At 32.4% G+C, this 25,765-nt stretch carries 26 protein-coding genes and 3 tRNA genes; 15 read left to right on the top strand and 14 right to left on the bottom strand.

The features are described from left to right. Positions 1-91 precede the first annotated feature (91 nt). The 9 genes from ACXIHB_RS11520 to cyoE all read right to left on the bottom strand — a co-directional run bounded on the left by ACXIHB_RS11520 (position 92) and on the right by cyoE (position 6,639). Positions 92-1,420 carry a TolC family protein gene (locus tag ACXIHB_RS11520; protein ID WP_047788239.1) on the bottom strand — a complete coding sequence of 443 codons (1,329 nt, stop codon included), beginning with the start codon at positions 1,418-1,420 and terminating at the stop codon, positions 92-94. A gap of 197 nt (positions 1,421-1,617) precedes the next feature. Then, on the bottom strand, positions 1,618-1,830 hold the full coding sequence (locus tag ACXIHB_RS11515; RefSeq protein ID WP_047788238.1) for a hypothetical protein: 213 nt from the start codon (positions 1,828-1,830) through the stop codon (positions 1,618-1,620). Continuing rightward, positions 1,823-2,347, bottom strand: coding sequence for a DUF420 domain-containing protein (locus tag ACXIHB_RS11510; protein WP_047788237.1), 525 nt, complete (start codon positions 2,345-2,347; stop codon positions 1,823-1,825). The genes ACXIHB_RS11515 and ACXIHB_RS11510 overlap by 8 nt, the downstream gene beginning before the upstream one ends. A 1-nt stretch (position 2,348) precedes the next feature. Beyond that, positions 2,349-2,996, bottom strand: a complete 648-nt coding sequence (locus ACXIHB_RS11505) for an SCO family protein (RefSeq protein WP_047788236.1) — start codon at positions 2,994-2,996, stop codon at positions 2,349-2,351. 11 nt (positions 2,997-3,007) lie between these two features. Further along, entirely contained in the window at positions 3,008-3,655 is a 648-nt protein-coding gene (locus tag ACXIHB_RS11500; RefSeq protein WP_462098287.1) for a hypothetical protein, read from the bottom strand. A 62-nt stretch (positions 3,656-3,717) separates the two neighbouring features. Then, positions 3,718-4,056, bottom strand: coding sequence for a cytochrome C oxidase subunit IV family protein (locus ACXIHB_RS11495; protein ID WP_047788234.1), 339 nt, complete (start codon positions 4,054-4,056; stop codon positions 3,718-3,720). 20 nt (positions 4,057-4,076) lie between these two features. Further along, entirely contained in the window at positions 4,077-5,060 is a 984-nt protein-coding gene (locus ACXIHB_RS11490) for a cytochrome c oxidase subunit 3 (protein ID WP_047788233.1), read from the bottom strand. A 56-nt stretch (positions 5,061-5,116) separates the two neighbouring features. Continuing rightward, positions 5,117-5,701 carry a cytochrome c oxidase subunit 3 gene (locus ACXIHB_RS11485; protein ID WP_047788232.1) on the bottom strand — a complete coding sequence of 195 codons (585 nt, stop codon included), beginning with the start codon at positions 5,699-5,701 and terminating at the stop codon, positions 5,117-5,119. After that, positions 5,701-6,639 carry a heme o synthase gene (gene cyoE, locus ACXIHB_RS11480; protein ID WP_462098286.1) on the bottom strand — a complete coding sequence of 313 codons (939 nt, stop codon included), beginning with the start codon at positions 6,637-6,639 and terminating at the stop codon, positions 5,701-5,703. Before cyoE ends, ACXIHB_RS11485 begins: the two co-directional genes overlap by 1 nt. 137 nt (positions 6,640-6,776) lie before the next feature. Here cyoE and ACXIHB_RS11475 point away from each other — a divergent pair. The 12 genes from ACXIHB_RS11475 to ACXIHB_RS11420 all read left to right on the top strand — a co-directional run bounded on the left by ACXIHB_RS11475 (position 6,777) and on the right by ACXIHB_RS11420 (position 16,402). After that, positions 6,777-6,848: transfer RNA gene (locus ACXIHB_RS11475), tRNA-Gly, on the top strand. Positions 6,849-6,871: 23 nt separating this feature from the next. Further along, positions 6,872-6,960, top strand: a tRNA-Leu gene (locus ACXIHB_RS11470). A 65-nt stretch (positions 6,961-7,025) separates the two neighbouring features. Beyond that, positions 7,026-7,111 (top strand) — tRNA-Leu (locus tag ACXIHB_RS11465). Between the two features lie 108 nt (positions 7,112-7,219). Continuing rightward, positions 7,220-7,927: a DUF547 domain-containing protein gene (locus ACXIHB_RS11460; protein WP_462098285.1), complete on the top strand. Its 708-nt coding sequence runs from the start codon at positions 7,220-7,222 to the stop codon at positions 7,925-7,927. A gap of 73 nt (positions 7,928-8,000) precedes the next feature. Further along, positions 8,001-8,336, top strand: coding sequence for an arsenosugar biosynthesis-associated peroxidase-like protein (locus ACXIHB_RS11455; protein WP_047788229.1), 336 nt, complete (start codon positions 8,001-8,003; stop codon positions 8,334-8,336). 162 nt (positions 8,337-8,498) lie between these two features. Beyond that, on the top strand, positions 8,499-9,554 hold the full coding sequence (gene arsS, locus ACXIHB_RS11450) for an arsenosugar biosynthesis radical SAM (seleno)protein ArsS (RefSeq protein ID WP_253055792.1): 1,056 nt from the start codon (positions 8,499-8,501) through the stop codon (positions 9,552-9,554). Between the two features lie 152 nt (positions 9,555-9,706). Beyond that, a complete protein-coding gene (locus tag ACXIHB_RS11445) occupies positions 9,707-10,222 on the top strand; it encodes a rhodanese-like domain-containing protein (protein WP_047788227.1) in 516 nt (171 codons plus the stop codon). Beyond that, entirely contained in the window at positions 10,215-10,850 is a 636-nt protein-coding gene (locus tag ACXIHB_RS11440; RefSeq protein ID WP_462098284.1) for a TIGR04282 family arsenosugar biosynthesis glycosyltransferase, read from the top strand. Before ACXIHB_RS11445 ends, ACXIHB_RS11440 begins: the two co-directional genes overlap by 8 nt. 102 nt (positions 10,851-10,952) lie before the next feature. Then, positions 10,953-11,771, top strand: coding sequence for a purine-nucleoside phosphorylase (locus tag ACXIHB_RS11435; protein WP_462098283.1), 819 nt, complete (start codon positions 10,953-10,955; stop codon positions 11,769-11,771). 211 nt (positions 11,772-11,982) lie between these two features. Beyond that, on the top strand, positions 11,983-12,951 hold the full coding sequence (gene arsM, locus ACXIHB_RS11430) for an arsenosugar biosynthesis arsenite methyltransferase ArsM (protein ID WP_462098282.1): 969 nt from the start codon (positions 11,983-11,985) through the stop codon (positions 12,949-12,951). 267 nt (positions 12,952-13,218) lie between these two features. Further along, complete coding sequence (locus tag ACXIHB_RS11425; RefSeq protein WP_462098281.1) at positions 13,219-14,106, top strand: hypothetical protein; 888 nt, start codon at positions 13,219-13,221, stop codon at positions 14,104-14,106. A gap of 109 nt (positions 14,107-14,215) precedes the next feature. Next, entirely contained in the window at positions 14,216-16,402 is a 2,187-nt protein-coding gene (locus ACXIHB_RS11420) for a transglycosylase domain-containing protein (RefSeq protein WP_462098280.1), read from the top strand. 154 nt (positions 16,403-16,556) lie between these two features. On the opposite strand, the gene radA is transcribed toward ACXIHB_RS11420, so the two are convergent. The 4 genes from radA to panC all read right to left on the bottom strand — a co-directional run bounded on the left by radA (position 16,557) and on the right by panC (position 20,193). Beyond that, positions 16,557-17,918, bottom strand: a complete 1,362-nt coding sequence (radA, locus tag ACXIHB_RS11415; RefSeq protein WP_047788221.1) for a DNA repair protein RadA — start codon at positions 17,916-17,918, stop codon at positions 16,557-16,559. A gap of 35 nt (positions 17,919-17,953) precedes the next feature. Further along, on the bottom strand, positions 17,954-18,904 hold the full coding sequence (locus ACXIHB_RS11410; RefSeq protein WP_462098279.1) for a lysylphosphatidylglycerol synthase transmembrane domain-containing protein: 951 nt from the start codon (positions 18,902-18,904) through the stop codon (positions 17,954-17,956). A gap of 1 nt (position 18,905) precedes the next feature. Continuing rightward, complete coding sequence (panD, locus tag ACXIHB_RS11405) at positions 18,906-19,256, bottom strand: aspartate 1-decarboxylase (protein ID WP_028891458.1); 351 nt, start codon at positions 19,254-19,256, stop codon at positions 18,906-18,908. An 88-nt stretch (positions 19,257-19,344) separates the two neighbouring features. Further along, positions 19,345-20,193: a pantoate--beta-alanine ligase gene (gene panC, locus ACXIHB_RS11400; RefSeq protein WP_462098278.1), complete on the bottom strand. Its 849-nt coding sequence runs from the start codon at positions 20,191-20,193 to the stop codon at positions 19,345-19,347. Between the two features lie 96 nt (positions 20,194-20,289). On the opposite strand from panC, the gene ACXIHB_RS11395 reads away from it, so the two are divergent. The 3 genes from ACXIHB_RS11395 to glmS are packed head-to-tail and all read left to right on the top strand — an operon-like array spanning position 20,290 to position 24,523. After that, complete coding sequence (locus ACXIHB_RS11395) at positions 20,290-21,105, top strand: glycogen/starch synthase (protein ID WP_159488958.1); 816 nt, start codon at positions 20,290-20,292, stop codon at positions 21,103-21,105. After that, positions 21,105-22,661 carry a DUF4270 family protein gene (locus ACXIHB_RS11390; RefSeq protein ID WP_462098277.1) on the top strand — a complete coding sequence of 519 codons (1,557 nt, stop codon included), beginning with the start codon at positions 21,105-21,107 and terminating at the stop codon, positions 22,659-22,661. Before ACXIHB_RS11395 ends, ACXIHB_RS11390 begins: the two co-directional genes overlap by 1 nt. 5 nt (positions 22,662-22,666) lie before the next feature. Next, positions 22,667-24,523, top strand: a complete 1,857-nt coding sequence (glmS, locus tag ACXIHB_RS11385; protein ID WP_173359277.1) for a glutamine--fructose-6-phosphate transaminase (isomerizing) — start codon at positions 22,667-22,669, stop codon at positions 24,521-24,523. A 50-nt stretch (positions 24,524-24,573) separates the two neighbouring features. Here the strand turns inward: glmS and ACXIHB_RS11380 are convergent, their stop codons facing one another. Continuing rightward, on the bottom strand, positions 24,574-25,533 hold the full coding sequence (locus ACXIHB_RS11380; RefSeq protein WP_173359276.1) for an endonuclease/exonuclease/phosphatase family protein: 960 nt from the start codon (positions 25,531-25,533) through the stop codon (positions 24,574-24,576). Positions 25,534-25,765: the final 232 nt, after the last annotated feature.

The raw sequence follows: 25,765 nt of genomic DNA, 5'->3' as shown, positions 1-25,765 counted from the left end.
AATTTATTTTTGGCAAAGATACATTATAAAGAAAAACCTCATTAGTAAAATTCTAACAAGGCTTTTTCAACAATAAATAAATTTTTCTTAGTTAGTCAACAATTGACTCCCCGTAATAAAATTTCAATACTTTCGTTTTAAATACATAATCATATTTAGCCCTAATCATTGCTCCTTCTGCATTTACTAATCGATTACGTACTTGATCAAAATCAAATTGAGTCATTGATCCATAGTCATAACTAACTTGTGCATTTTTAAAGGCTTCTTTTTGAGCCTCTAATGATACTTGTGCTGCTTCATATGTTTTAGCAGCTGCTTTAGCATCTAAAAAAGCTCTTTCAATTTCTTGTTGCAACTGTAATTTTTGACTTTCCAATCTAAATTCACTAATTGAATTATTTACAATAGATCGTTCAACATTAGCATCATTTCTAAACCCATTAAAAATTGGAATATTAACGCTAAATCCTAGGCTAAAACCTAAATTACCATCTAACTGATCTAAAAGCCTACCTGCTGGAGCTGAAGGATCTAAAAAATACCTATAATTTGTGTTGGCTCCTAAAGAAGCATTGATAGTAGGATAATATCCTGATTTAGCAATTTCAACACCTAATTTAGTGCTTTCAACATCTAATTTAGCTCTTTCTATATCTGGCCAAACAGTTAATGCTTTTTCATATACCACATTTGCGTTATCATATAATAATGCTGCTGAAGGAGACCCTACTTCAATATCTGCTACATTAAAATCTTTGGAAGGAATTTGTAATAATTGACTTAATCTTAGTAAAGCTATACTCAAAGTATTTTCTTGTAGTACTACATTTTGAACATCATTTGCAGCCGTAGATTCAACGTTTAATAAATCTCCTTTGGGTATTACTCCTCCTTCAAACTGAGCTCTTGCTCTTTCAATTTGCTTTTTACTGATTTCTGCTTGCACCTTAGCTACTGATAAATTTTCTTTAGCAAATAATACATTTAAATACTCATTAACTACATTAAGTGAAATATCATTTTCTACTTTGGCTAAATCTAGTTTACTCCCTTCTACTCCTAATACTGCTTGCTTTTTTTGATTTAAGTTTTTAAAACCATTAAAAACCGTATAACTAGCATTTACACCTAACGCCCCTCCAAATAGGGTTGTATTTTCTGTTCTGTTTTGAGATACAGGGTCAAATGAAGACCCAGTAGAAAGGTTTCCTGATGTTGAAGCATTTATACTTGGTAAAAAATTAGCTTTATTACTTTTAACATCTGCTTCAGCAATCTCAATATTTAAGCGGTTTTGCTTAACTGTTATATTATTTTTTAATGCGTAATCTACACACTCTTTAAGTGTCCATTGTTTTTGTGAAAAAACAGCTACAGAAGTAAAAATAGCTGCAAATAATGCAATTTTAGTTTTCAAAAGATCAATATTTTTTATTTAAACTCAGTTAGTTGATATTTCTAAAAGTAGAAATATATCGCTTTTCTATTAATTACAAAAGCTAGCAAACAATTTTATAACTTAATATGTAAATATGGTAAGTTATTTTATTTATTGCTACTATGTGACGATTAAAACAAAAAAATGTTACAAAAAATTCTTGATTTTTAGGAAAACTAATTTTTTGCTTTCTTTTTGTGACGATAAATAAAGTAAAATAAAAGTCCGACTAATATATATGGAAACACCATTAAATAAGTTATTCCATTATTTACTCCTTCAGCAATAGTTTCATTTCCTCCTTCTATCACTGCCTTACACATTGCACATTGTGCTGAAGTATTGAAAGAAAAACCAAGTAATATTAAAAATATAATCTTTTTAAACATAATAAGGTGATATCATTAAATAAACAACTACTCCAGTAACCGCTACATATAACCATAAGGGAAATGTAATTTTTGCTATTTTTTTATGTTCAGGAAAATTACCCAAACGAGCCCTCATAAAAGTTATCAATACAAATGGAATAATGATTATTGACAATAATATATGAGTAATTAAGATGAAAAAATACACATATTTAATTATTCCTTCTCCTCCAAATTTAGTAGAATCTGAAGTCATGTGATATGCTACATACATCACTAAGAATAGTGCTGAACAAACAATAGCTGTGGTATTTAGCTGTTCATGTAATTTTATTTTTCCGTTTTTGATTGCAACTACTGAAGCGACGAGCAACATAGCCGTAAAACCATTTATACTAGCATAAATAGGCGGTAAAAAAGACAATGGTTCTACATTAGGTATTTTAATTCCAAATAGAGCAGCTACTGCTATAGGGATTACGATAGAAACTATAGTAATAAATTTTTTATATTTTTTTTCTTCTGTTGCACTCATGTTACTCTTTCAGTAATAACTTAATATCTTCTTTTAACTCACTAATTTGGTTTCCGAAATTATGTTCATCTAAGGCTCTGTAATACATAATTGGATTTCCATGTTCATCATATCTTGAACGGATATATCCATCTTTATCTACTAATGCAAACAAACCAGAATGTTCAAATCCACCATGGCTAGCTTCTCCTTTCCCTGCATACAGCTTAAAACCTTCATTTGACAAATTATATACAATATCCTCTGGTTTTCCAGTAAGTAAATGCCAGTTTCTATGGTTTATACCATTATTCTTAGCATATTCTTTCAATTGGTGTGGTGTGTCAATTTCTGGAGTAATTGAAAATGATGCTATACCAAAATTAGGATTCCCCATAAATTCATTTTGAATTTCTACCATTTGTGCATTCATTAAAGGACAGATAGTAGGACAAGTGGCAAAAAAGAACTCAACTACATATACTTTTCCTTCGTAGTCCTTATTGGTGATTGTTTCACCGTCTTGATTGATAAATTCGAAGTCGGGTACTTTATTAAATTTATGCAGATTTGCTGTTTGAAAATGTGCTATAATCTTAGGAATTGCATAAATACCAAAAAGCAATACTATTAGTGAAATACCTATGTATGAATAATTTTGTTTTTTCATGTGAGTCTTCCTTAAATTTCTCTATCTGCGTTATTCTTTTTTAATGCCAAACGATATTCAGCCAATACTACCTTAACATCATCTTTCATTTTATTGTTTAATTCAGCTACAGACTTCATATTATAACCAAACAACTTTCCTCCTAAACTATCTTCATCATCTGTTCTGCCTCTTAAGCTCCCATTTTTATCAATTATAAAAGCTTTTGAAGAATGTAAATTTCTATCTAATGATTGGTTTGTTTTAAAGCTATCATACAGTACCTCAATTTCAGCATCACTAGCAAAGATAAAGTTCCATTTTATCATATTGGTATAAACTCCTATTTCCTTCTGAAGTTTTTCTACTTCTTCTTTTGCTTCTTTAGAAGCAATAACAACTAGCTGAAAGTCTTTGAATCCATAAAATGGTTTATAGATTTTTTCATTGAGATTAAATAATTCTCCTTTTGCGTCTTGTACATTACTTCCTATAAAGGTAACTATTGATATTCTCTTATCAAACTGATCTTTATTACTAATTGACGAGACATCAATTACATTTTCTGTTAGTACAGGTAACTTAGCAAAGTTATTAATTCCTAATGACAAAAATATATAAAACAATAGCGGCACAATAAACAGTACAAATAACACTATGTTTCTTTTCGTTTTATTCATTTTTTAATGTTCTTATATAAAAAAAAGGTGGTTTACACCACCTTTTAACTGTTTTTATACGATTACCATTTTACTAATGGTGATAATGTTTCAAATAAGTAATCACCTTCAATTAAAACGAGTGTAACTAAATAGCAAATTAAGAAAACTCCCGTCCAAACTATAGAACGCCTAAGCCATGGCTTTTCTCCTTCTAAATGCATAAAAGCCCATGCTATATAGTATGCTTTTACGATTGTTAATATTATAAATATCCAGTTTAACCAACTAGTACCCCAACCATGTAGGTGTAAAGATGCTGGTTTAATAATACCTAATACTACCTCTACTGTTGTAACTATTGTTAAGATTGCTAAAACAACCCAAATTCTTTTTGTATTTGATTCGTGTGCGTGACCCATTTTTACTATTGTTTTTTTAATTATACTAAGTAGAAGAAAGTAAATACAAATACCCAAACTAAATCTACAAAGTGCCAATATAAACCTACCTTCTCAACCATTTCGTAGTGTCCTCTACGTTCGTAAGTACCTAATACAACGTTAAAGAAAATAATGATATTTAAAATAATACCTGAAAATACGTGAAATCCGTGAAATCCTGTAATAAAGAAAAAGAAATCAGCAAAGATAGGATTTCCATACTCATTTTCTATTAAGTTAGCACCTTCAACAACTTTTGTAGCTGTAGCTAACTTTGCAATACTTTCTTCTCTTGACAAAACAATTTTTTGTTTCGTTTCAGGATTAATTTTTTCAATTCTTATTAATAAAGATGGATCTGCTTTAAAAGCTTCTTGTACCTGAGCTACTGAATACTGAGAAATAGTTGCTTCATTTTGAAACCATAAACCATTTTCTCTGGTGTGTTGTATTCTTTCATCTTTTCTATCGTTATGAACAAAATCTGCTAATGCAATTTGATGACCATCTTTTACAAACTGTAAAATATGATTATCTGCAGACTTTACAGCTCCATAAGAACCATTAATAAAGTTTTTCCATTCCCAAGCCTGTGACCCAACGAAAATAATACCAAAAACGATAGTAGCAAACATATACCAAGCTACTTTTTTCTTTTGCATTTTATGACCTGCATCTACAGCTAACACCATTGTTACCGACGATACAATTAAAATAAATGTCATTAATGCTACATAGTACATCGGTGCATGTACACCGTGTAATCCAGGAAAGTGTGTAAATACCTCATCAGCAATAGGCCAAGAATCAATAAATTTAAAACGTGTTAAACCATACGCTGCTAAAAAGCCCGAAAAAGTTAATGCATCTGATACGATGAAAAACCACATCATCATTTTACCATAACTAGCTCCAAATGGTTTTACACCACCTCCGCCCCAGGTCTCTTTGTTGTCAGAATTTACAGCAATATTTGCTCCCATAAATCTCTTATTGTTAATTTTTGTTAAATCAGTGCGCCAAAATTACGCATTTTTCATCATCTAATAAAATAGAAAAAGAAAAATAGATAAATCCATAGCACATCAACGAAATGCCAAAAGATTGCACCTAGTTCAAATCCAAGCATATCAGCTGAAGAATACTTCTTTTTAAAATGATTATAAATAACGACAAAAAGCACTATTACACCCGCTAATAGGTGTAAAACATGCATAAACGTAATTCCTATAATAAATGATGTAGACACTGTGCTTTCAGGACCTGTAAAGTAAAGCCCTACAGCTTTTAGCTCGTTAAACCCTACATATTGATACCATACAAAACCTAACCCTAAGACTAAAGTAATTAGTAATAAAGTAAACGAAGCTTGTATATTATCTTTTTTTAATAGTTTTTGAGAAAAAAACAGCGTAACACTACTCAACACTATTAATACAGTACTTATGTAAAAAGCTTGAGGTAAATCAAACGTCACCCAATCTTCACGGTTCATACTAACAACATAAGCACTTGTTAACCCTGCAAAAAACATTACCATACTAATCATGGAAATCCACAACATAGGTTTTGCCGATTTACGTTTTGCTACTTTTAACTCTTCTTGTAACGTTTGTTCACTCATTAGTGTAAAAATTTATCTACCACATAAATAATGGGTACAATTGTAATGTAAAAAACACTCGCTAACATTAACTTACGAGCATCTGTATTTTTTTCTGTTTTGTATAACTGTATCGCGTAATACAACATCAACACTCCTAATAATAAAATAATTACTGCTGTTATAGGATATATATAAAAATCTCCCGTCACCTTTAATACAGGCGCAATCGACATTAAAATCATAATACATGTATAAAAGATAATCTGAACAACAGCTCCTTTGTCTTTCTTATCCATTGGAAGCATATGCAACCCTGCTTTATTGTACTCCTCAAACTGAAGCCACCCAATAGCCCAAAAGTGTGGAAATTGCCAAAAAAACTGAATCATAAATAAAAACCCTGCTTCTATACCAAATTTTCCTGTTGCAGCTACCCAACCTAACATAAAAGGAATAGCCCCAGGAATAGCCCCTACAAAAACAGCCAAAGGTGTTAGAGCTTTTAACGGTGTGTAAGCACTAGTATATAAAAAGATAGAAATTGCGCCAAATAAGGCACATTTAGGATCGATTACGTATAATATAGCAATACCAGCAACAGTAAATAGTGTAGCAATAATTAAAGCTACAGTTGCTGACATTCTTCCAGAAGGTAAAGGACGGTTTTTAGTACGTTGCATTACGGCGTCAATATCCTTTTCTATTACTTGGTTAAAAGCATTTGACGCTCCAACCATTAAATATCCTCCTAAAGCTAATAAAATTATTGTAGTGTAATTAATCGATTCTGCCCCTAATAAATATCCAGTGATAGAAGTAAAAACCACACTAATAGACAACCCAACTTTCGTTAACTGTTTAAAGTCTTTAACTATTGATTTTATGGAAGTTTTAGTATGTACAGATGAAACAGAATCCACTTCTAATTTTAAAAAATTTCTGCAAAGATATTCCATTCTTATTGAACAACCATAAAATTTTATTGGAATTAAAATTAAAAAAAAATGAAAACTGCTTTGTAATTAAAAAAATGGTGTTATATTTGCACCCGCATTCGCAGTAATGCACGTTCATTAAAATAAAAAATGACTACGCGAAAGTAGCTCAGGGGTAGAGCATCACCTTGCCAAGGTGAGGGTCGCGGGTTCAAATCCCGTCTTTCGCTCAATCCTTTTTATAAAAGAGTATGCTGAAGTGGTGGAATTGGTAGACACGTTGGACTTAAAATCCAATGAGCCGTAATGCTCGTGCGGGTTCAAGTCCCGCCTTCAGTACCAAGAAACCTCACTTATATGAGTGAGGTTTCATTTTAAAAGTAGTCATTAACAAAGCAAGCACATACGCTGAAGTGGTGGAATTGGTAGACACGTTGGACTTAAAATCCAATGGGCCGTAATGCCCGTGCGGGTTCAAGTCCCGCCTTCAGTACAAAAGCCTTAACATTTATTTGTTAAGGCTTTTTTTGTATCAAACTTTTAAAAACATCCTCTGTAATGTTCCCTCAAAACCTACGTCTAAACTTTAAAATCGAAAATCATGCGAAATATATTTTTACTGTTAAGTTTAGCTTTCTTCTTAAATTCTACTGCTCAAACCAACACTTTTGATGCGTTACTAAAAAAACATGTAAATACAAAAGGAAGCGTTAACTACAAAGGGTTTAAACAAGACAAAGCTAAACTTCAAGCTTATTTAAATGAGTTAGCAAACATAAAACCTCAAAAATCTTGGTCAGCTTCAAAAGCTAAAGCCTTTTGGGCAAACGCATATAATGCGTACACCATTCAACTAATTTTGGACAATTATCCTCTTAAAAGCATTATGAATATTAAAAAGAAAGGTAAAGACGCATGGAGTATTCCTTTTGCTAAAGTTGGCGGTAAAACCTATACCTTAAATCAAATTGAACATGAAATTTTACGTAAAAAATATAACGACCCAAAAATTCATGTCGCTGTAAACTGCGCATCAGGCTCTTGTCCTCAATTACCAAATTATGCCTTCACAGAAAAAAATTATGAATCAAAAACTACTCTTTTAATGAAAAAGTTTATCAATGATTCTTCAAGAAATAAAATCTCAGAAAATAACATCCAATTATCTAAAATATTCGAATGGTTTCAAGGAGATTTCACAAAAAAAGGAGACTTAATCAATTTTCTGAATCAATACTCAAATGTAAAAATTAATCAAAAAGCAAAGGTTAGTTATTTAAAATACGATTGGTCTTTAAATGGAAAATAATCTCATTACCCTTTTGTAAAACAGCAGTGAAAACAATTTGGTATTTTTACTTTTTTAATAGAAATGAAATAACATGTCAAAAACATACTACGATCCAGCTGACTTACGAAAGTTTAGCAAAATAACAGAATGGAGTGAAGAATTAGGAAACAAGTTCTTTGATTATTACGGAAAAGTCTTTGAAGAAGGAGCTCTAACCGCACGTGAAAAAAGCTTAATCGCTTTAGCTGTTGCACATACTGAACAATGCCCTTATTGTATTGATGCATACACTAAAGACGGATTACAACGAGGTATTACTAAAGAGGAAATGATGGAAGCCATTCATGTAGGAGCTGCCATTAAAAGTGGAGCAACTTTAGTACACGGGGTTCAAATGATGAATAAAGTCAATAAATTAGAAATGTAAGCAGAAAACTAATTTTGAAAATCAAAATTATGTGAATCGCTTATCCCGAGCATTAGTTTCAATCAAAGTGTATTTTGATTGAAACTACATTAGGAACTAGTCGAAGGATATTAAACACTAAAAAAGATGAGAAGCTGACCTTATTTCAGCTTTATAGAAAGGATAATGAAAAAATCTTTAAAATCTAGAAACAACGATTTAGCTAATACGCAACGCCAGCTTGAAATCATCTCAAACGGAATTTTTGCTGATGGTGAATTACCTACGTTTGCCAAAAAACTCAAAGAGACCAATCAGTTTCCATTACGTCCTAAAAAATTAGAAATTCTTCAAATTAATTTAGGGTACATGTGTAATCAAGTTTGTGCACATTGCCATGTTGATGCTGGTCCTGACCGAAAAGAAATTATGACCACAGAAACCATGGAGCAATGTTTAGATGTGATTCGAAAAACTGGAGCACACACCCTGGATTTAACGGGTGGAGCTCCTGAAATGAATCCGAATTTTCGATGGTTTGTAGAAGAAGCTTCCAAAGCAGGAATTAAAGATTTTATTGTGCGCTCTAACTTAACTATTATTAGAGCGAATAAAAAGTATTACGATTTACCCGAGTTTTTTAAAAAGCACAATGTACATGTAGTTTCTTCTATGCCTCACTGGACTCGTGGAAAAACCGACAAACAACGCGGTGATGGTGTTTTCGACAAATCTATTGAAGCTTTAAAAATGCTAAATGCTGTGGGATATGGAATTGAAGGAACTGGCTTACAACTAGATTTAGTCTATAATCCATCAGGAGCTTTCTTACCAGGAGACCAAGCAGCTTTGGAAGCTGATTTTAAAAAAGCTTTGAAAGAAGATTTTGATATTATTTTCAATTCACTTTTTGCTATTACCAATTTACCTATCAGTCGATTTTTAGATTACTTAATTGCTTCCGAAAATTATGAAGATTATATGTATTCGTTAGTAGAAGCCTACAATCCTATGGCAGTAGAAAATGTAATGTGTACCAACACACTATCGGTAAGTTGGGACGGATATTTATATGATTGCGATTTCAATCAAATGCTAAATCTAAAAGTAGCAAGCAAATCACAGCACATTTCTGAATACAACGAAGCATTATTACAAAACAGAAATATCATTATCAATCAACACTGTTATGGTTGTACCGCTGGTGCAGGAAGTAGTTGTCAAGGAACCGTAGCATAGCTCAATGAATTAATAAAACAATGAAGTTATGTAAAAGTAAAATAATGTCACATCGAGTGGTTTTTCTGACATTTTGGAAGAAAAATTGTATCGAGATATAATCACTTTAATTCTCTATAGATTTTATCAAACACCGTGAATGTTTTTTAGATATGAAAAACCTCTTCTTTCTCATATTATTAATATCCGTAAATTCTTTTTCTCAAAAGAACCTAGAACAGTTATTGAAAAAATATAATACTGAAAGTGTTCCGTATATTTCTGTTAGTGAACTACAAAAAGAAAAGCCTTTCGACTCCGCTCAAGGTGACAACACAATTATACTCGACGCTCGTGAACCTAGAGAATTCAAAGTCAGTCATCTTAAAAATGCTATTTGTGTCGGTTATGATCTTTTTAATTTAGAAAACACCTTAGCAAAACTTCCTAAAAACAAGAATACCAAAATTGTAGTATATTGTTCTTTAGGAATTCGTTCAGAAGACATTGCCGAAAAACTACAAAAAGAAGGTTTTATCAACATTTTTAACCTATATGGTGGTATTTTCGAATGGAAAAACCAAGGAAACACAATCGTTAACCTACAAAACAAACCTACAGAAAAAGTCCATGCTTTCAATAAAGAATGGAGTAAATGGTTACACAAAGGAGAAAAAATATATGAATAATCAAAATGAAGTGTCATTTCGAGAGCAGTCGAGAAATCTTCTTCTAATATTTACCAGAAATCCAGAATTAGGTAAAGTAAAAACACGTTTAGCTAAAACAATTGGAGACGAAGCTGCGTTAGATATTTATAAATTCTTATTAGAACACACAAAACAAGTTACCCAAAATTTAACTTGCGATAAAGCTGTATACTACTCGGTAAAAGTTCGTGAAAATGATATTTGGAATGCTCCAGTATATCAAAAGCACCTGCAAGAAGGAAACGATTTGGGTATACGAATGCACAACGCTTTTCAACAAGCATTTTCTACTGGATATGAAAAAGTTGTAATTATTGGTAGTGATCTACCTGATTTAACTTCCGAACACATCAATGAAGCTTTTGAAAAATTGAATTCTAATGATGTAGTTATGGGGCCTGCAGAAGATGGTGGTTATTACCTATTAGGCATGAAAAAACTCCATGCTAATATTTTTCAAAATAAAGACTGGGGAACCTCAACTGTTAGAAAAGATACCTTAAACGATTTACAAAACGAATCAGTACATTTGTTAGAAACCTTAAATGATGTAGATGTTTTTGACGACATCAAAAACAACCCAGTATTCAATCAATTTTTAAACTAACCGTCATTACAAGGGAGTATACGAACGAAGTAACCTGCCTATCTCGAAGTCATAACTTAAAGATTGCTTCGCTATCGCTCGCAATGACAAACACAATATAAAATGCTAAAAAAACAACAACTACAAGAAACACAAGAATTTCTTCAACACAAAGGAATTACCAACCCAGAAATAGGAATTGTTTTAGGAACAGGTTTAGGGGAATTAGTCGATGAAATAACCATTGAACAAGAAGTACCGTATGCTGACATTCCACACTTTCCACAAGCAACTGTAGAATTTCATTCAGGAAAATTAATTTACGGAACCTTATCGGGTAAAAAAGTGGTAGTGATGTCTGGTCGTTTTCATATGTACGAAGGGTATAATCTATGGGAAGTGACCTACGGTATTAGAACTATGCACGCACTAGGTATTAGAACTTTGTTAGTTTCTAATGCTGCAGGCGCTATCAACCTTTCTTATAAAAAAGGAGATTTGATGTTGCTTGAAGATCATTTGAATTTACAAGGTGGTTCTCCCCTAGCCTTTAAAGGAGCTAATGAGTTTGGAAATATTTTTGCCGATATGTTAGAACCATATTCAAAAAAACTGAACACAAAAATGAAAGCTATTGCTAAAGCTAACGACATAGACCTGAAAGAAGGTGTATATGCTAGTGTTGTAGGTCCGCAATTGGAAACTAGAGCTGAATATAGAATGCTACAAATTTTAGAAGTAGATGCGGTAGGAATGAGCACTGTTCCTGAAGTTATCGTAGCAAAACAACTCAACATTCCGTGTGCCGCTGTTTCGGTATTAACCGATGAGTGTGACCCAAAAAACTTACAACCTGTAAATATTAGCGAAATTATTGAAGTTGCTGGAAAAGCAGAACCTAAAATGATCACGCTTTTTAAAGAATTAATTAATGAATTATAACATCATTCCGAACATAGTGAAGGAATCTTTTTAATGGAAGTAGCATCCAACCTTGAGGTTTCTCGCTTTAGCATGTCTTAAGCGGCAGTCGAAAGGCTCGAAATAACAAAACAAATTATAAAGTAAGACTATTAGAATCAAGAACCTAGACAAACAACACAAGTCTTTATTCTTTTATCTAACAGCGTAGCGGTCTTTAATCTTAAAAAATATGAGTTACTTAGAAACCACCAAAAATGTATACAAAGAAGCAGCGTTAACCCCTGATGTTGGTTTATGCTGTACAACAAACCCTATTTGGGAGTTACCAGGATTAAAAATTCCGAAAATCATGCAAGAAATGAACTACGGATGTGGTTCTACCGTACATGCTCGTGATTTAACCAACAATCCTAAAATATTATATGTAGGTGTTGGTGGCGGAATGGAATTGTTACAATTCTCTTATTTCTCACGTCAGAAAAACGGAGTGATTGGAATTGATGTGGTAGATGAAATGCTAGAGGCTTCTCGAAAAAATTTTGTGGAAGCAGAAGCTCAAAATCCTTGGTTCAAAAGTGAGTTTGTCGATTTACGAAAAGGAGATGCGTTACACTTGCCTGTAGAAGATAATTCGATTGATGTGGCTGCTCAAAACTGTTTGTTTAACATTTTTAAAGCAGAAGAACTAAAGAAAGCCATTGCTGAAATGTACCGTGTATTGAAGCCTCACGGACGTTTGGTTATGAGCGACCCTACGTGTGAGCACCCCATGAACGAAACCTTGCGTAATGACGAACGTTTACGTGCCTTATGTTTAAGCGGAAGTTTACCGATTACAGAATACGTAAAAATGATGACGGATGCTGGTTTTGGAACCATTGAAATAAGAGCGCGTAAACCATATAGAATTTTAGATCCCAAAAATTATCCTACGGATGAATTGATTTATATCGAATCGATTGAAGTAGCTGCGATTAAAGATCCAATGCCTGCTGATGGTCCATGTGTATTTACAGGTAAAGCTGCCATTTACTTTGGTGATGAAGACTATTTTGATGATGGCGCAGGACATACCTTATTAAAAAATCAACCCTTAGCGATTTGTGATAAAACAGCCGCAGCTTTAAAAGCATTAGGAAGAGACGATATATTTTTCTCAGAATCTACCTATCATTACGACGGTGGAGGGTGTTGTTAAAAACAAGCAATAAAAACTGTCATTTCGAGCGATAGCGAGAAATCTCATTCAACTGAGTAACTCTTATCCTTAAGACTTCATTCAATATCCGTTATCAATAACACTATAAACATAAAACTCTTCATAATTTATGAGGAGTTTTCTCTATCAGCAAACTGATTATTAATTTTTATTTGATTCTGATTTTCTTTTTAATAACTTCGCTATGTTACATGATCAGTTATTAATAGCTACGGTTATAGTAAATACAAAAAATACCAAATCTTATTGAAAAATAAAAGACCTTACAAAAACATAGTTGATTTAAAACTGGAAATGAAAAAAATTCTTATTGATTTCCAATCTATTGACAGCAATATGATTGCAATAGGAATGGACTATAAATATTATTTAGACTCAAATTTTAGTGATAATAAAATATATGCTTTACGCGATAAAATTCAATACAGATTAAAAGCTACCAAACTACACATCAATATTCTGATAAACCTTATTAACTCACTTGACCAAGAGTTATCAATAATATACTCGGAAGAAAATTTAGGAATAAACATCCACAGTCATTTCGAACAACGTAAATTAGATATTTCAGCCTTATTTGATAGTGTTATTTTTCACATCATATCTACATTCGATTATGTTAGCAATTTGGTTGTTTTTTTAAGCTTAAAAGGCGACAATAAATTTAAATGGACTCAATTAGCTAGGTCAGTGAGAGGTAAAAGCGAACTATCTAATTTAAATTTTAGCGACCTAATAAATGAATTGGACAGAACCTTTGTTGGACGATTATATGACCACAGGTCTAACATAATACATTATGGAAATGATATTAGAAAATCATCTTTATCAATTGAAGTTATGAAAGAGAAAGTTAAGACAAAAATTATATCTTCTCACTCTTTTAATAGAAACTTCAAAGAATTAAAGGATTTAGCAAAAGAAAATGACTTGTCTATTTCCTTTGTTTTATTATGGCTATTAAAAAAAACAACGGACTCTATAATAGATATTCAGTTTAGTCTAAAGGAATATATGGAACAAAATAAAAAAATTGAAAACCCACCTATGTTTATAAAAGGACCAAATAATGAACCTCTTCCTGCATCTAAAAATTATTGGAAAAGAAAAAAAAAACTAAAACAAAACGAATAAAAACTTCTTCTATTTCACTAGTAGTTCTGCAGTTTTAGCTTCACAAAAGTTTAAGAATCTATTTTTTTAACTTCACAATTTCACCAACTAGAATTCGTTATTTTGTACAATGAAAATATTGAAAGAAATACAACTTCAACTTAAAGGAAATAAGAAATTAACTCTTTTGTTAAAATATGCTACAGGATTAATACTATTTGGAGTTCTTTTAGTAGTAGTATTATTTTCGTTAGTATATTTTGAAGTCTTTGGGAAGCTCCCTAATAAAGAAGAATTGACATCTATCATCAATGAAGAAGCTTCTTTAATTTATTCATCAGACGAAGTAATTATCGGGAAAATATTTGCTGAGAATAGAACCAATGTTCGACTAGAACAAATCCCAAATCATTTAAAAGAAGCTTTAATAGCTACAGAAGATAAACGGTTTTACTCACATAACGGTTACGATGGTCAAAGCTATGCACGTGTTTTCTTTAGAAGTATTTTACTACAAGACGCCTCAGGTGGTGGCGGAAGCACCATTACACAACAGTTAATTAAAAACCTATACGGAAGGCAATACCATGGTTTTTTGAGCATGCCTATCAACAAAATCAAGGAGCTCATCATTGCCAGTCGTATGGAGAAACTGTACAGCAAAGATGAGATCTTGTTATTGTATTTAAACTCGGTTCCTTTTGGAGAAAACAATTTTGGGATAGAATCGGCTGCTAATCGATTTTTTAACAAATCAGTTAGCGAATTAAACATTGAGGAATCAGCCGTATTGGTAGGAATGTTAAAAGCTAACACCTATTACAACCCAAGATTAAATCCAGAGAACGCAAAAAAACGTCGCAATACAGTTCTTCAGTTAATGAATAGCGAAACCTATTTAAGTAATAAAGTTACCGACAGTTTACAAAAACTACCTATTACACTTAACTACAAAAACCTTGATGTAAATGCCACCGCTGGTTATTTTACCTATCAAGTGAAGAAAAAAGCAGTAGAAATTGTAAAAAAAATAAATGATAGCACCAATACTTCTTATAATTTAGAAACCGACGGATTAAAAATTCATACAACACTGAATTACGATATTCAAAAAATTGCAGAAAAATCTGCTAAAGAGCAACTCATCATCAAGCAACAACAGTTGAATAAGGAGCTAGCTTCAAACAGACTAAAAAATAGATGGTTAAAAAAGCAGCAGTTTACAGAAAAAGATAAACAAAACAGAACTATTCAACTTTTTGATTGGGATAGCACAAAAACCATTACTGGTAATAAAATTGATAGTCTTTGGTATTATGATAAAATGCTAAATGCTTCTGTATTAGTTACGAATCCGAAGAATGGCGCAGTAATCAGTTGGGTTGGCGGAAATAACTTTAACACACTTCCTTTTGATATGGTGTTATCACACCGTCAAATAGCCTCTGCCTTCAAACCATTTTTATACGCTACAGCACTAGAAAATAGAATTTCTCCGTGTGATTATTTTGAAAACGAGGAAAAAACCTATCCTGAATACGATAATTGGGAACCGAAAAATGCCGACCATAGCTCAACTCCTGATAAAAAAGTTGCCATGTGGTATGCGTTGATAAAGTCTATGAACATTCCTAGTGTAAACCTATACTTTAAACTAGAAAAAGAGTGGCTGATTGACACTTGTAAAAAGTTACTATTCCCAGAAGTTACTGACGACGCTCCTTCTATTGCTTTAGGAACGTTAGATTTATCGCTATTTGAAGCCACAAGAGCTTACGGTGCCTTTGCCAATAAAGGTAAAATGAATGATTTGTACATGATTCATAAAATTACCGATAAAGAAGGAAATATCATTTACGAAAGTGAAAAGCAAAAGGCAGAAAGAGTATTTACTAAAGAAGGCGCGCAAACCTTAACCACTATTTTACAACAAGCTGTAGAGCAAGGAACAGGAGCTAGCATAAGAAACAGGTATAAAATTAAAAGTCCGTTAGCCAGTAAAACAGGTACCGCACAAAACTACACCAATGCTTGGTTTATGGCATACACACCAAATATTGTTCTCGGAACCTGGGTTGGGACTTCTAAAAATGACGTGTATTTTACTAGCGGAAATGGCTCTGGTTCTTCTTTGGCACTGCCTATTGTAGCTAACATTCTAAAAGAAATAGAAAACAATCCTGAGTTAAGAAATAAATATTTAACTCCTTTCGATATTCCAGAAGAGATTTCTTCTTCAATCGACTGTCCTCCTTACAGAGAAAAAGGAATTAAAGGATTTTTCAACAGACTTTTTGGAAAGAAAAAGAAAGAATAATTTAATATAAACAATACAAAAATGCTGTCAGTTCGAGTATCGACCAAAGGGAGGTGTATCGAGAACCAACTAATGACGTCTCGATACAATTCCGATATAGTATCGGAATCACTCGACGTGACATTTTAACAATCTAACTCACATTTAAATAAATTTACGCAAATAAAGTTGCAAAAGCTTCTTCAATCTTACTGACTAAAATCAGTTTTATAGAATGGTTTTTGCTCGTAATCTTGTTGTATTTTGAGGTTACAAAGGTTTTATACCCTAACTTTTCAGCTTCGGTAATTCGTTGATCTATTTTAGAAACAGGACGAATTTCTCCTGCTAAACCAACTTCAGCTGCAAAACACACATCTGGATTGATGGCTAGATCTTGATTTGATGATAAAATCGCTGCCACTACCGCTAAATCTATTGCTGGATCGTCTACATGAATTCCACCGGTAACATTTAAAAACACATCTTTCGCTCCTAATTTGAATCCCGCACGTTTTTCTAACACAGCTAAAATCATGTGCAAGCGCTTCAAGTTGTAACCCGTTGTAGTTCGTTGTGGAGTTCCATAAACCGCTGTTGAAACAAGCGCTTGAATTTCTATCATTAACGGACGAATTCCTTCTAAAGTAGATGCAATTGCAGTTCCACTTAAATCAGCGTCTTTTTTTGAAATTAAGATTTCTGAAGGGTTCGATACTTCTCGCAATCCATCCGATAACATTTCATAAATCCCTAATTCAGCCGTAGAACCAAAACGGTTTTTTTGTGAACGTAAAATTCGGTAGGTATGATTTCGATCTCCTTCAAATTGCAACACTACATCCACCATGTGCTCTAAAATCTTAGGCCCCGCAATATGTCCTTCTTTATTAATATGTCCGATCAACAAAACTGGAGTTGCCGTTTCTTTTGCAAATTTTATCAATTCTGCGGAAGTTTCTCGTATTTGGGAAATACTTCCTGGTGACGCTTCAATTGTATCCGTATGTAAAGTTTGGATAGAATCTATCACCAATACGTCAGGTTGTACCTCTTCTATATTTTTAAAAATCTGTTGGGTGTTGGTTTCTGTAAGAATTAAACAATTAGGATTTTTCCCTTCGATACGCTCAGCTCTCATTTTAATCTGCGACTGGCTTTCTTCCCCAGAAACATACAACACTTTTTGTGGAATTTGTAAAGCAATCTGTAACAACAACGTAGATTTTCCAATTCCTGGTTCTCCGCCTAATAACACTACCGCTCCTTTCACCAATCCGCCACCTAAAACAGTGTCTAACTCTTGATTCTTGGTGCCAAATCGCTCTTCTGGATTCAATTGAATATCTTCAACTCGTAAAGGTTTCGCTATTCTTTTTTGTGTGTTTGATGGCGATTTCCAACTTCTTTTTTCTTCTTTTTGAATCACTTCTTCAACAATAGTGTTCCATTCTTTACATGAGCCACATTGCCCTACCCATTGCGCGTGTTGCGCACCACAGTTTTGACAGAAAAAAGTTGTTTTGGTTTTTGCCATTCGATTTGTAAGATTTACTTACAAAGAAAAGAAAACTATTTGTTTTTATTATAGATGGGTAAGAACAAAAATGCTAACCCTCCAAAGACAATAATCATAGCCGTTTGAGCTGTCCACATAATCCAACCAAAGGCTGTTGCAGGTTCTTCAGCAATTCCAAATAAAGCCAAAGCTCCAGCTACGGCAACAGGATACAATCCTATCCCTCCATTAGTCGCCGCAATCGCAAATCCACCAGCGATAAACCCGATTAAAACACCACCTAATGGAACTTGTAACCCTTCAATTGCTGGTATAGTTGCCCAAAACATTAGTACATACATTACCCAAATAAACACGGTATGAAATATGAATGCCCATTTATGTTGCATTTTCAAAATACTGGTTACTCCCTCAATTAATCCTGCTACAAAATTTTTGATTTTTAGTCCAATTCCTGATTGCGCTTTTTTTACAAACCTTGTAAAAATCATAAACACTAAAACCAAGCCACCAATAAGAACTCCTATTTTAATTGGATCAAAATTTTTAGTCAGTAACTCATAAATAAAATCAAATTGTACAAAAAGTGTAATTACTATAATACTCAACATCATTAGTAAATCTGCCATTCGTTCGGCAACGATAGTACCAAAACCTTTTTCAAACGGAATGTTTTCATAGTTAGTCATCACTGCGGCTCTAGACACTTCTCCTGCTCTTGGGACTGCATAGTTTACCAAATACGCTACTAAAACCGCCATAGTACTATTGCCAAAATCTGGTTTATACCCCATAGGCTCTAATAAAAACTTCCAACGATAAGCACGAGATAAGTGACTTAACACCCCAAAAAACAGCCCTAAAGCTATCCATCCGTAATTAGCATCTTTAAAGTATTGTACTAAGGTTTCAATTGAAATTTTTGACAATGAATACCAAACTAAAAAACCTCCCAAAATGAGAGGTAATAGTATTTTTGTGATTTTCTTTACTGATATACTCAAACTATTCTAGCAAGTTATTTTCTTCGTTAGGAAATACTAATTGTGGTTTAAACTTTTTGGCTTCTTCTAACTCCATAAAAGCATATACAATTAAGATAAGTACATCTCCTTTTTGAACCCTACGAGCTGCCGCTCCATTCAAAGTAATTTCACCACTCTTTCTTGGTCCTGGAATTGCATAGGTTTCTAAACGTTCTCCGTTATTGTTATTCACAATCTGCACACGTTCTCCTTCAATAATTCCAGCAGCATCCATTAAATCTTCATCAATGGTGATACTTCCTATATAATTTAAATCCGCGTTGGTTACTTTAACACGGTGTATTTTAGATTTTACTACTTGTACTAACATACTGCAAAAATAATTGTTTTTTAATGAATACTAGATTGTTTTTTGATGATTTTAACATTATTACAAAGCTCATTCTTAAGCTCAAACATTAACTCTTTAAACGAATATTATCTATCAAGCGAATGTCTCCAGCAAAAACAGCTATAAACGCACGATATTTCATATTTTCTTTAGTCTCTGTTACCGTTTGCAATGTTTTTTCATCTGCAATGGTAAAATATTCTAATTCAAGTAACGGATGATTTTTAAATTGTTTTTTTACCCATTTTGTTAACTCTTTTGGATCTTTTACTCCAAATTTCTTTTTTGCTTTTTTTAATGTTTTATAAATAAATGGTGCAGCTTCACGGTATTCTTTTGTTAATCTCGTATTTCGAGAACTCATAGCCAACCCATCATCTTCTCTAAAGATTGGTCTTCCTTTTATTTTTACTGGGAGTTTGTATTTCTCAACTAGCTTTTTGATAATTTGAAGTTGCTGAAAATCTTTTTTACCAAAATAAGCAGTATCTGGCTCTACAATTTCAAATAGCGTTTTTACTATTGTTCCAACACCATCAAAATGACCATCTCTAAACTTTCCTTCCATTTGATATTCTAATCCATCAAAATCGAAGTTTTTAGAAACTATATTTTCAGCATATATTTCTTCTACTGAAGGAAAGAATAACACATCACAATTAGCAGACGTTAACAACTCCACATCACTTTCATAAGTCTTGGGGTATTTATCTAAATCTTCTTTATTATCAAACTGTGTAGGATTTACAAAAACACTAACTACTGCAATATCATTCTTCTTTTTTGCTCTTTTAATAAGCGATAAATGCCCTTGATGAAGAGCCCCCATAGTTGGGACAAACCCGATTGATTTTTTATCCTTTTTTTGAGATGATAAAAACTCTTTTATTTCAGATTTTCTTGTGAAAATTTTCATTGTTATTTAATTGAAATGCATGCAAAATTAGCAATTTAACACGATTTTTGCATTAATTTTCGTATTTTTGCACCTTCAATAAAAGAGACCGATTTAATGAAGGATAAGAGAATTTTATATGTTTCATCAGAGGTAACACCATATTTACCAGAAACAGAATTATCGTCTACCGCATTTAACGTTGCTAAAAATGCACATTCTAAAGGAATTCAAACCCGTATTTTCATGCCTCGATTTGGGGTGATTAATGAGCGAAGGCATCAGTTACACGAAGTTATTCGTCTATCGGGTATGAACCTAATTATTAACGACATGGATATGCCTTTAATAATTAAGGTTGCATCCATTCCTAAAGAAAGAATGCAAGTATACTTTATTGACAATGATGAATATTTTAAGCGTAAAGCAGTTTATTCTGACGAAGACGATAAGCTTTTTGAAGATAACGATGAGCGTATGATTTTCTTCGCTAAAGGTGTAGTTGAAACCGTTAAAAAATTAAACTGGGCTCCTGACATTATTCATGTTCATGGATGGATGGCATCTTTATTACCTCTATATTTAAGAGAATATTATAAAGAAGAACCTTTGTTTGCAGAAAGTAAGATTGTAACTTCGCTTTACAACAGCGACATTGAAGATTTAAATAAAGAAATGGCTAATAAAGTTCGTTTTGATAAGATTGAGGAATCAAAGGTAGCAACTATCGAAACACCGAGTCATTTAAACATTTTGAAAAGTGCTATTGAAAACTCAGATGCTATCATAAAAGGCAGTGAAGTTTTACCGGAAGAAGTTGAAACCTATATTAATGACAATAATGTAAAAGTTTTAGATTTTCAATCGGAAGAAACCTTAACTGAAGCATATTTAGAATTTTATAAAGAGAACGTTTTAGAATTAAGCGAATAATGATTAGAAAAATTGGTGTACTTGGTATTAGCTTGCTATGTTTAGCAACTATTACATCTTGTGAAAAAGACTTTAGTGAAGTTGGGACAAATGTTATTAATAATGACAAGTTTGAAACAGGAGAAATTCTATTGGATGTTAAAATAACTCCAATAGACACAAAAAATGTACAAGCTGATAATATTAACGCTACTATTAGTGATTATTGGCTAGGAGTGTATAACAATCCTAATGCTGAAAAAATTGAAGCGTCAATCATTTCTCAACTTGGTTATTTATCTGGTTTAAAAAACAAAGAAAATGTTACCGATGGTGATACCATATTTAATTTAGATAAAGTAATTTTAAAAATTCCGTACCAAGCAACATCTAAGGGTACTACAAATGGTATTACTACTTTTAAATTAGATTCGGTATTAGGTAACCCAAATATTGCTACTTCTATACAAGTATTTCAAAATGAAACCTATTTAAATACACTAAACCCAAGTGACCCTTCTAAAAGAAACACTTTTTTTTCTGATAGTGAATACTTAGGTAATACTATTTTAAATGAAGATGGAGTTTATGAAATGAAACCTAAAGCTACAGACACTACATTCATTTTTGATAGAATTGACAGATCTTCTTCATTAACAAACACAACCACTTATAAATACACCGTTAAAGCAGAAAACTCACAAAAGCTTAAAGTTCCATTTTTAGCAATTCCTTTAGATTTAGCAAAAATGAAAACTTTATTCTGGGATAAATTTGAAAATGGAGAATTTGCTTCAAAAGAGGCTTTTGATAATTACTTCAGGGGTTTAAAAATTATGGCTACTGGAAACGATGGTTCTTTAGTCCCTCTGAATCTCGCAGCTTCTCCGACTCCTTCAGTAGATTTTTACTACACTAAATCAGTAGTAGATGGAACTACAGTAAAAGACACTATACAAAAAGAATATTCCTTCCCCCTTGCAGGAGTAAGAAACAGTATTTATAAAATGACTCCTGCTGCAAATCCTGCTCCCACTAACAACTTTGTTATTCAAGGAACAGCAGGAAGTATGGCAAAAGTTGAAATTTTAGACGATACAAAAGTTCAAGAGTTAAAAAGTAATAACTGGCTAATCAACGATGCCTCACTTACTTTTTATATAAATCAAACAATTAACAATGATGCCAATGTTATTCCTCAGCAATTATTCTTATATCAAAATAAGAAAAACGAGACAGGCGGCATTTCACCAACTCAGTTAACAGATGCTTATGTTGACGCTGCTTCTTTTGGGGGGTCTTTAAAGAAAACTGACGATGATAACCCTGAAAAATATACTTTTAGAATTACCGATTACATTTCTAAATTACTATCAGCTGAAGAAAACACAACTACTGATCCTTTAGTTTTAAAAGTATACAATCCTACAGATGCCCCTGTAGTTAATAATGTTTTAACAACCTCTGTTAAATCCTATAACTGGAACCCAAGGGCTGTAACATTATTAGATGGTAATGAGACTACTAACGGAACTAAAAGAGCTGTTTTAAAAATATCATATTCAAAAGAAAAGTAAGTTGTATGTGTGGAATTACTGGATATATTGGACATAGAGAAGCTTATCCAATTGTAATTAATGGATTAAAACGTTTGGAATATAGAGGTTATGATAGTGCGGGAATCATGATGTATGATGGTGAAACAATGCACTTATCAAAAACCAAAGGAAAAGTTTCTGATTTAGAAATAATTACAAACAAAGAAGAAAAAAGAAAAAATGGAAAAATAGGCATAGGACATACTCGTTGGGCAACACATGGCGTTCCTAATCATGTAAATTCTCATCCTCATTTTTCTCAATCTGGAAATCTTGTAATTGTTCATAATGGAATTATAGAAAATTATGATACCATTAAAAAAGAATTGCTTTCTAGAGGCTATGAATTTAAAAGTGATACCGATACTGAGGTTTTAGTAAACCTTATTGAAGAAATAAAAAAAAGCGAGGAATGTAAATTAGGAAAAGCTGTTCAATTAGCTTTAACCAATGTAATTGGAGCTTATGCAATTGCTGTTTTTGACAAAACAAAACCTAATGAATTAGTCGTAGCTCGATTAGGTAGCCCTATTGCTATTGGGGTTGGAAAAAACAACGAAGAGTTTTTCGTAGCTTCTGATGCTTCTCCTTTTATTGAATATACAAAAGATGCTATTTACCTTGAAGATGGTGAATTAGCTATTATAAAAAAAGACAAAGGGATTAAAGTTCGTAAAATTGAGAGTGATAAAGAAATTGATGCGAATATTCAAAAACTACAATTAAGTCTTGAACAGATAGAAAAAGGTGGTTATGATCACTTTATGTTGAAAGAAATATATGAACAACCTAAAGCTATTATAGATACTTATAGAGGAAGAATGCTAGCCAATGAGGGAATTATACGAATGGCTGGTGTTGATGATAATATGTCTAAATTCTTAAATGCAGACAGAATTATCGTTGTAGCTTGTGGTACTTCCTGGCATGCAGGATTGGTTGGAGAATACCTTTTTGAAGATATGGCACGTATTCCTGTTGAAGTTGAATATGCCTCAGAGTTTAGATATCGTAATCCTATTATTACCCCAAAAGATGTAGTAATTGCCATTTCTCAGTCTGGTGAAACAGCTGATACTTTAGCTGCTATTAAACTTGCTAAATCTAAAGGAGCTTTTGTTTTTGGTATTTGTAACGTAGTAGGTTCTTCAATTGCTAGGGAAACACATGCTGGTGCTTATACGCATGCTGGTCCAGAAATTGGAGTAGCTTCAACTAAAGCGTTCACAACACAGATAACAGTACTTTCTCTAATTGCTTTAAAACTAGCACAAGCTAAAGGAACTTTATCAACATCTGCAGTAAATACTTATTTACAAACGATGCAACAAATTCCTACTCAGGTAGAGAGTTTATTGAAAATTGATTCCCAAGTTAAAGAAATAGCAACCGTATATAAAGACGCTAAAAACTGTTTGTATTTAGGTAGAGGGTTTAACTTTCCTGTTGCTTTAGAAGGGGCTTTAAAACTAAAAGAAATCTCTTACATTCATGCTGAAGGGTATCCTGCTGCTGAAATGAAACACGGGCCGATTGCCTTAATTGATGAAAACATGCCTGTTTTTGTCATTGCAACAAGTAGAGGACATTACGAAAAAGTAGTAAGTAATATTCAAGAAATTAAGTCTCGTAGCGGTAAAATAGTAGCAATTGTTACGGAAGGTGATGAAACAGTTAAGGAAATAGCTGACCATGTAATTGAAATACCAGATACAGAAGAAGCTTTTTCTCCTTTATTAACTACAATACCACTCCAGTTACTTTCATACCATATAGCAGTAATGTTGGATAAAAATGTTGACCAACCAAGAAACTTAGCAAAATCGGTTACTGTAGAGTAACAATTGATTTTATTCAAAATACAAATCCTGAGAAAACTCTCAGGATTTTTTTATCTATCTTTTTCTAGAGTAATATAAACAGGAAAATGATCTGAAAACCCGCCCTTATAAAAAGGTCCTATAAAAGTTCTAAACGGACTTCCTTCATATTTCCCATTGAATATTTTTAACCAATCTCTATTATAAATTTTTGCATCTAAAAATGTGTACTTACTTTTTTTCTCATCAAAAAAATCTCTAGAAAACATAATCTGATCAAATAAATGCCATTCTTTGAAATGAGTGGTTGTTCCTTTACCTCTTTTATATAAAGGCTTCATTGGGTTATACAAATCATCTGACATCAAATACTCTTCAACACTTTTATTTACGGGGTTATCATTAAAATCTCCCATAATAATAAACTTTGCAGTACTTTCTTCTTCTTTAATCTTATCCATAACACTTCGAGTCAATTGGGCTGCTTTTATCCTATTATTTTCAGTTTCTGACACCCCTTCTCTACGTGAAGGCCAATGGTTAACTAAAACGTATACTATTTCATCATTAAGCATCCCTTTAACCACTAATAAATCACGCGTATAATCTACCCCACCTTCTTCATCGTTTAATAAAAGTGAATGCGTTTCTGAAAATATAACCTTAAAAAAATCTTTGTTATACATCAAAGCAACATCAATACCTCTTTCGTCTGGTGAATCGTAATGAACATAATCATAATTAAATCTTGACAGGTTTTTGTGCTTTACTAAATTGTTTACAACAATGGCATTTTCAACCTCAACCAATCCAATAATAACAGGTGGATATGCTGATTGGTTATTTCCTAACTGACTAATAACAGATGTTATTTTTCTAAGTTTATGACCATACTTTTTCCTATTCCATCTTAGTTTACCATTTGGTGTAAAATCATCATCAAAAGTATTTGGATTATCTACAGTATCGAATAAATTTTCAACATTATAAAAAGCAATCGTATATCTATTTTTTCTCTTATTTGCTGTCATTTAAAAAAATTATCATTCGAAAATACAAAAATCAAGCAAGCTTTATAACATAAAGCTAACCTTATGTATTTAGGTATTCGATAAATTTTAAAAAACAATCTTATATATTTTAATAAAAATCACTAAACTGTTTAAAATTCATCAAAAAAGAAACTTAAAAAAAGAAATATATTCAATATTAATTATTTGTAAAACAGTTATAAGGCGCTTATTTATTTTACTTTAAAACAAT

Source organism: Tenacibaculum sp. IMCC1 (assembly GCF_054906355.1).
This window is presented reverse-complemented; position numbering and strand designations above follow the sequence as displayed.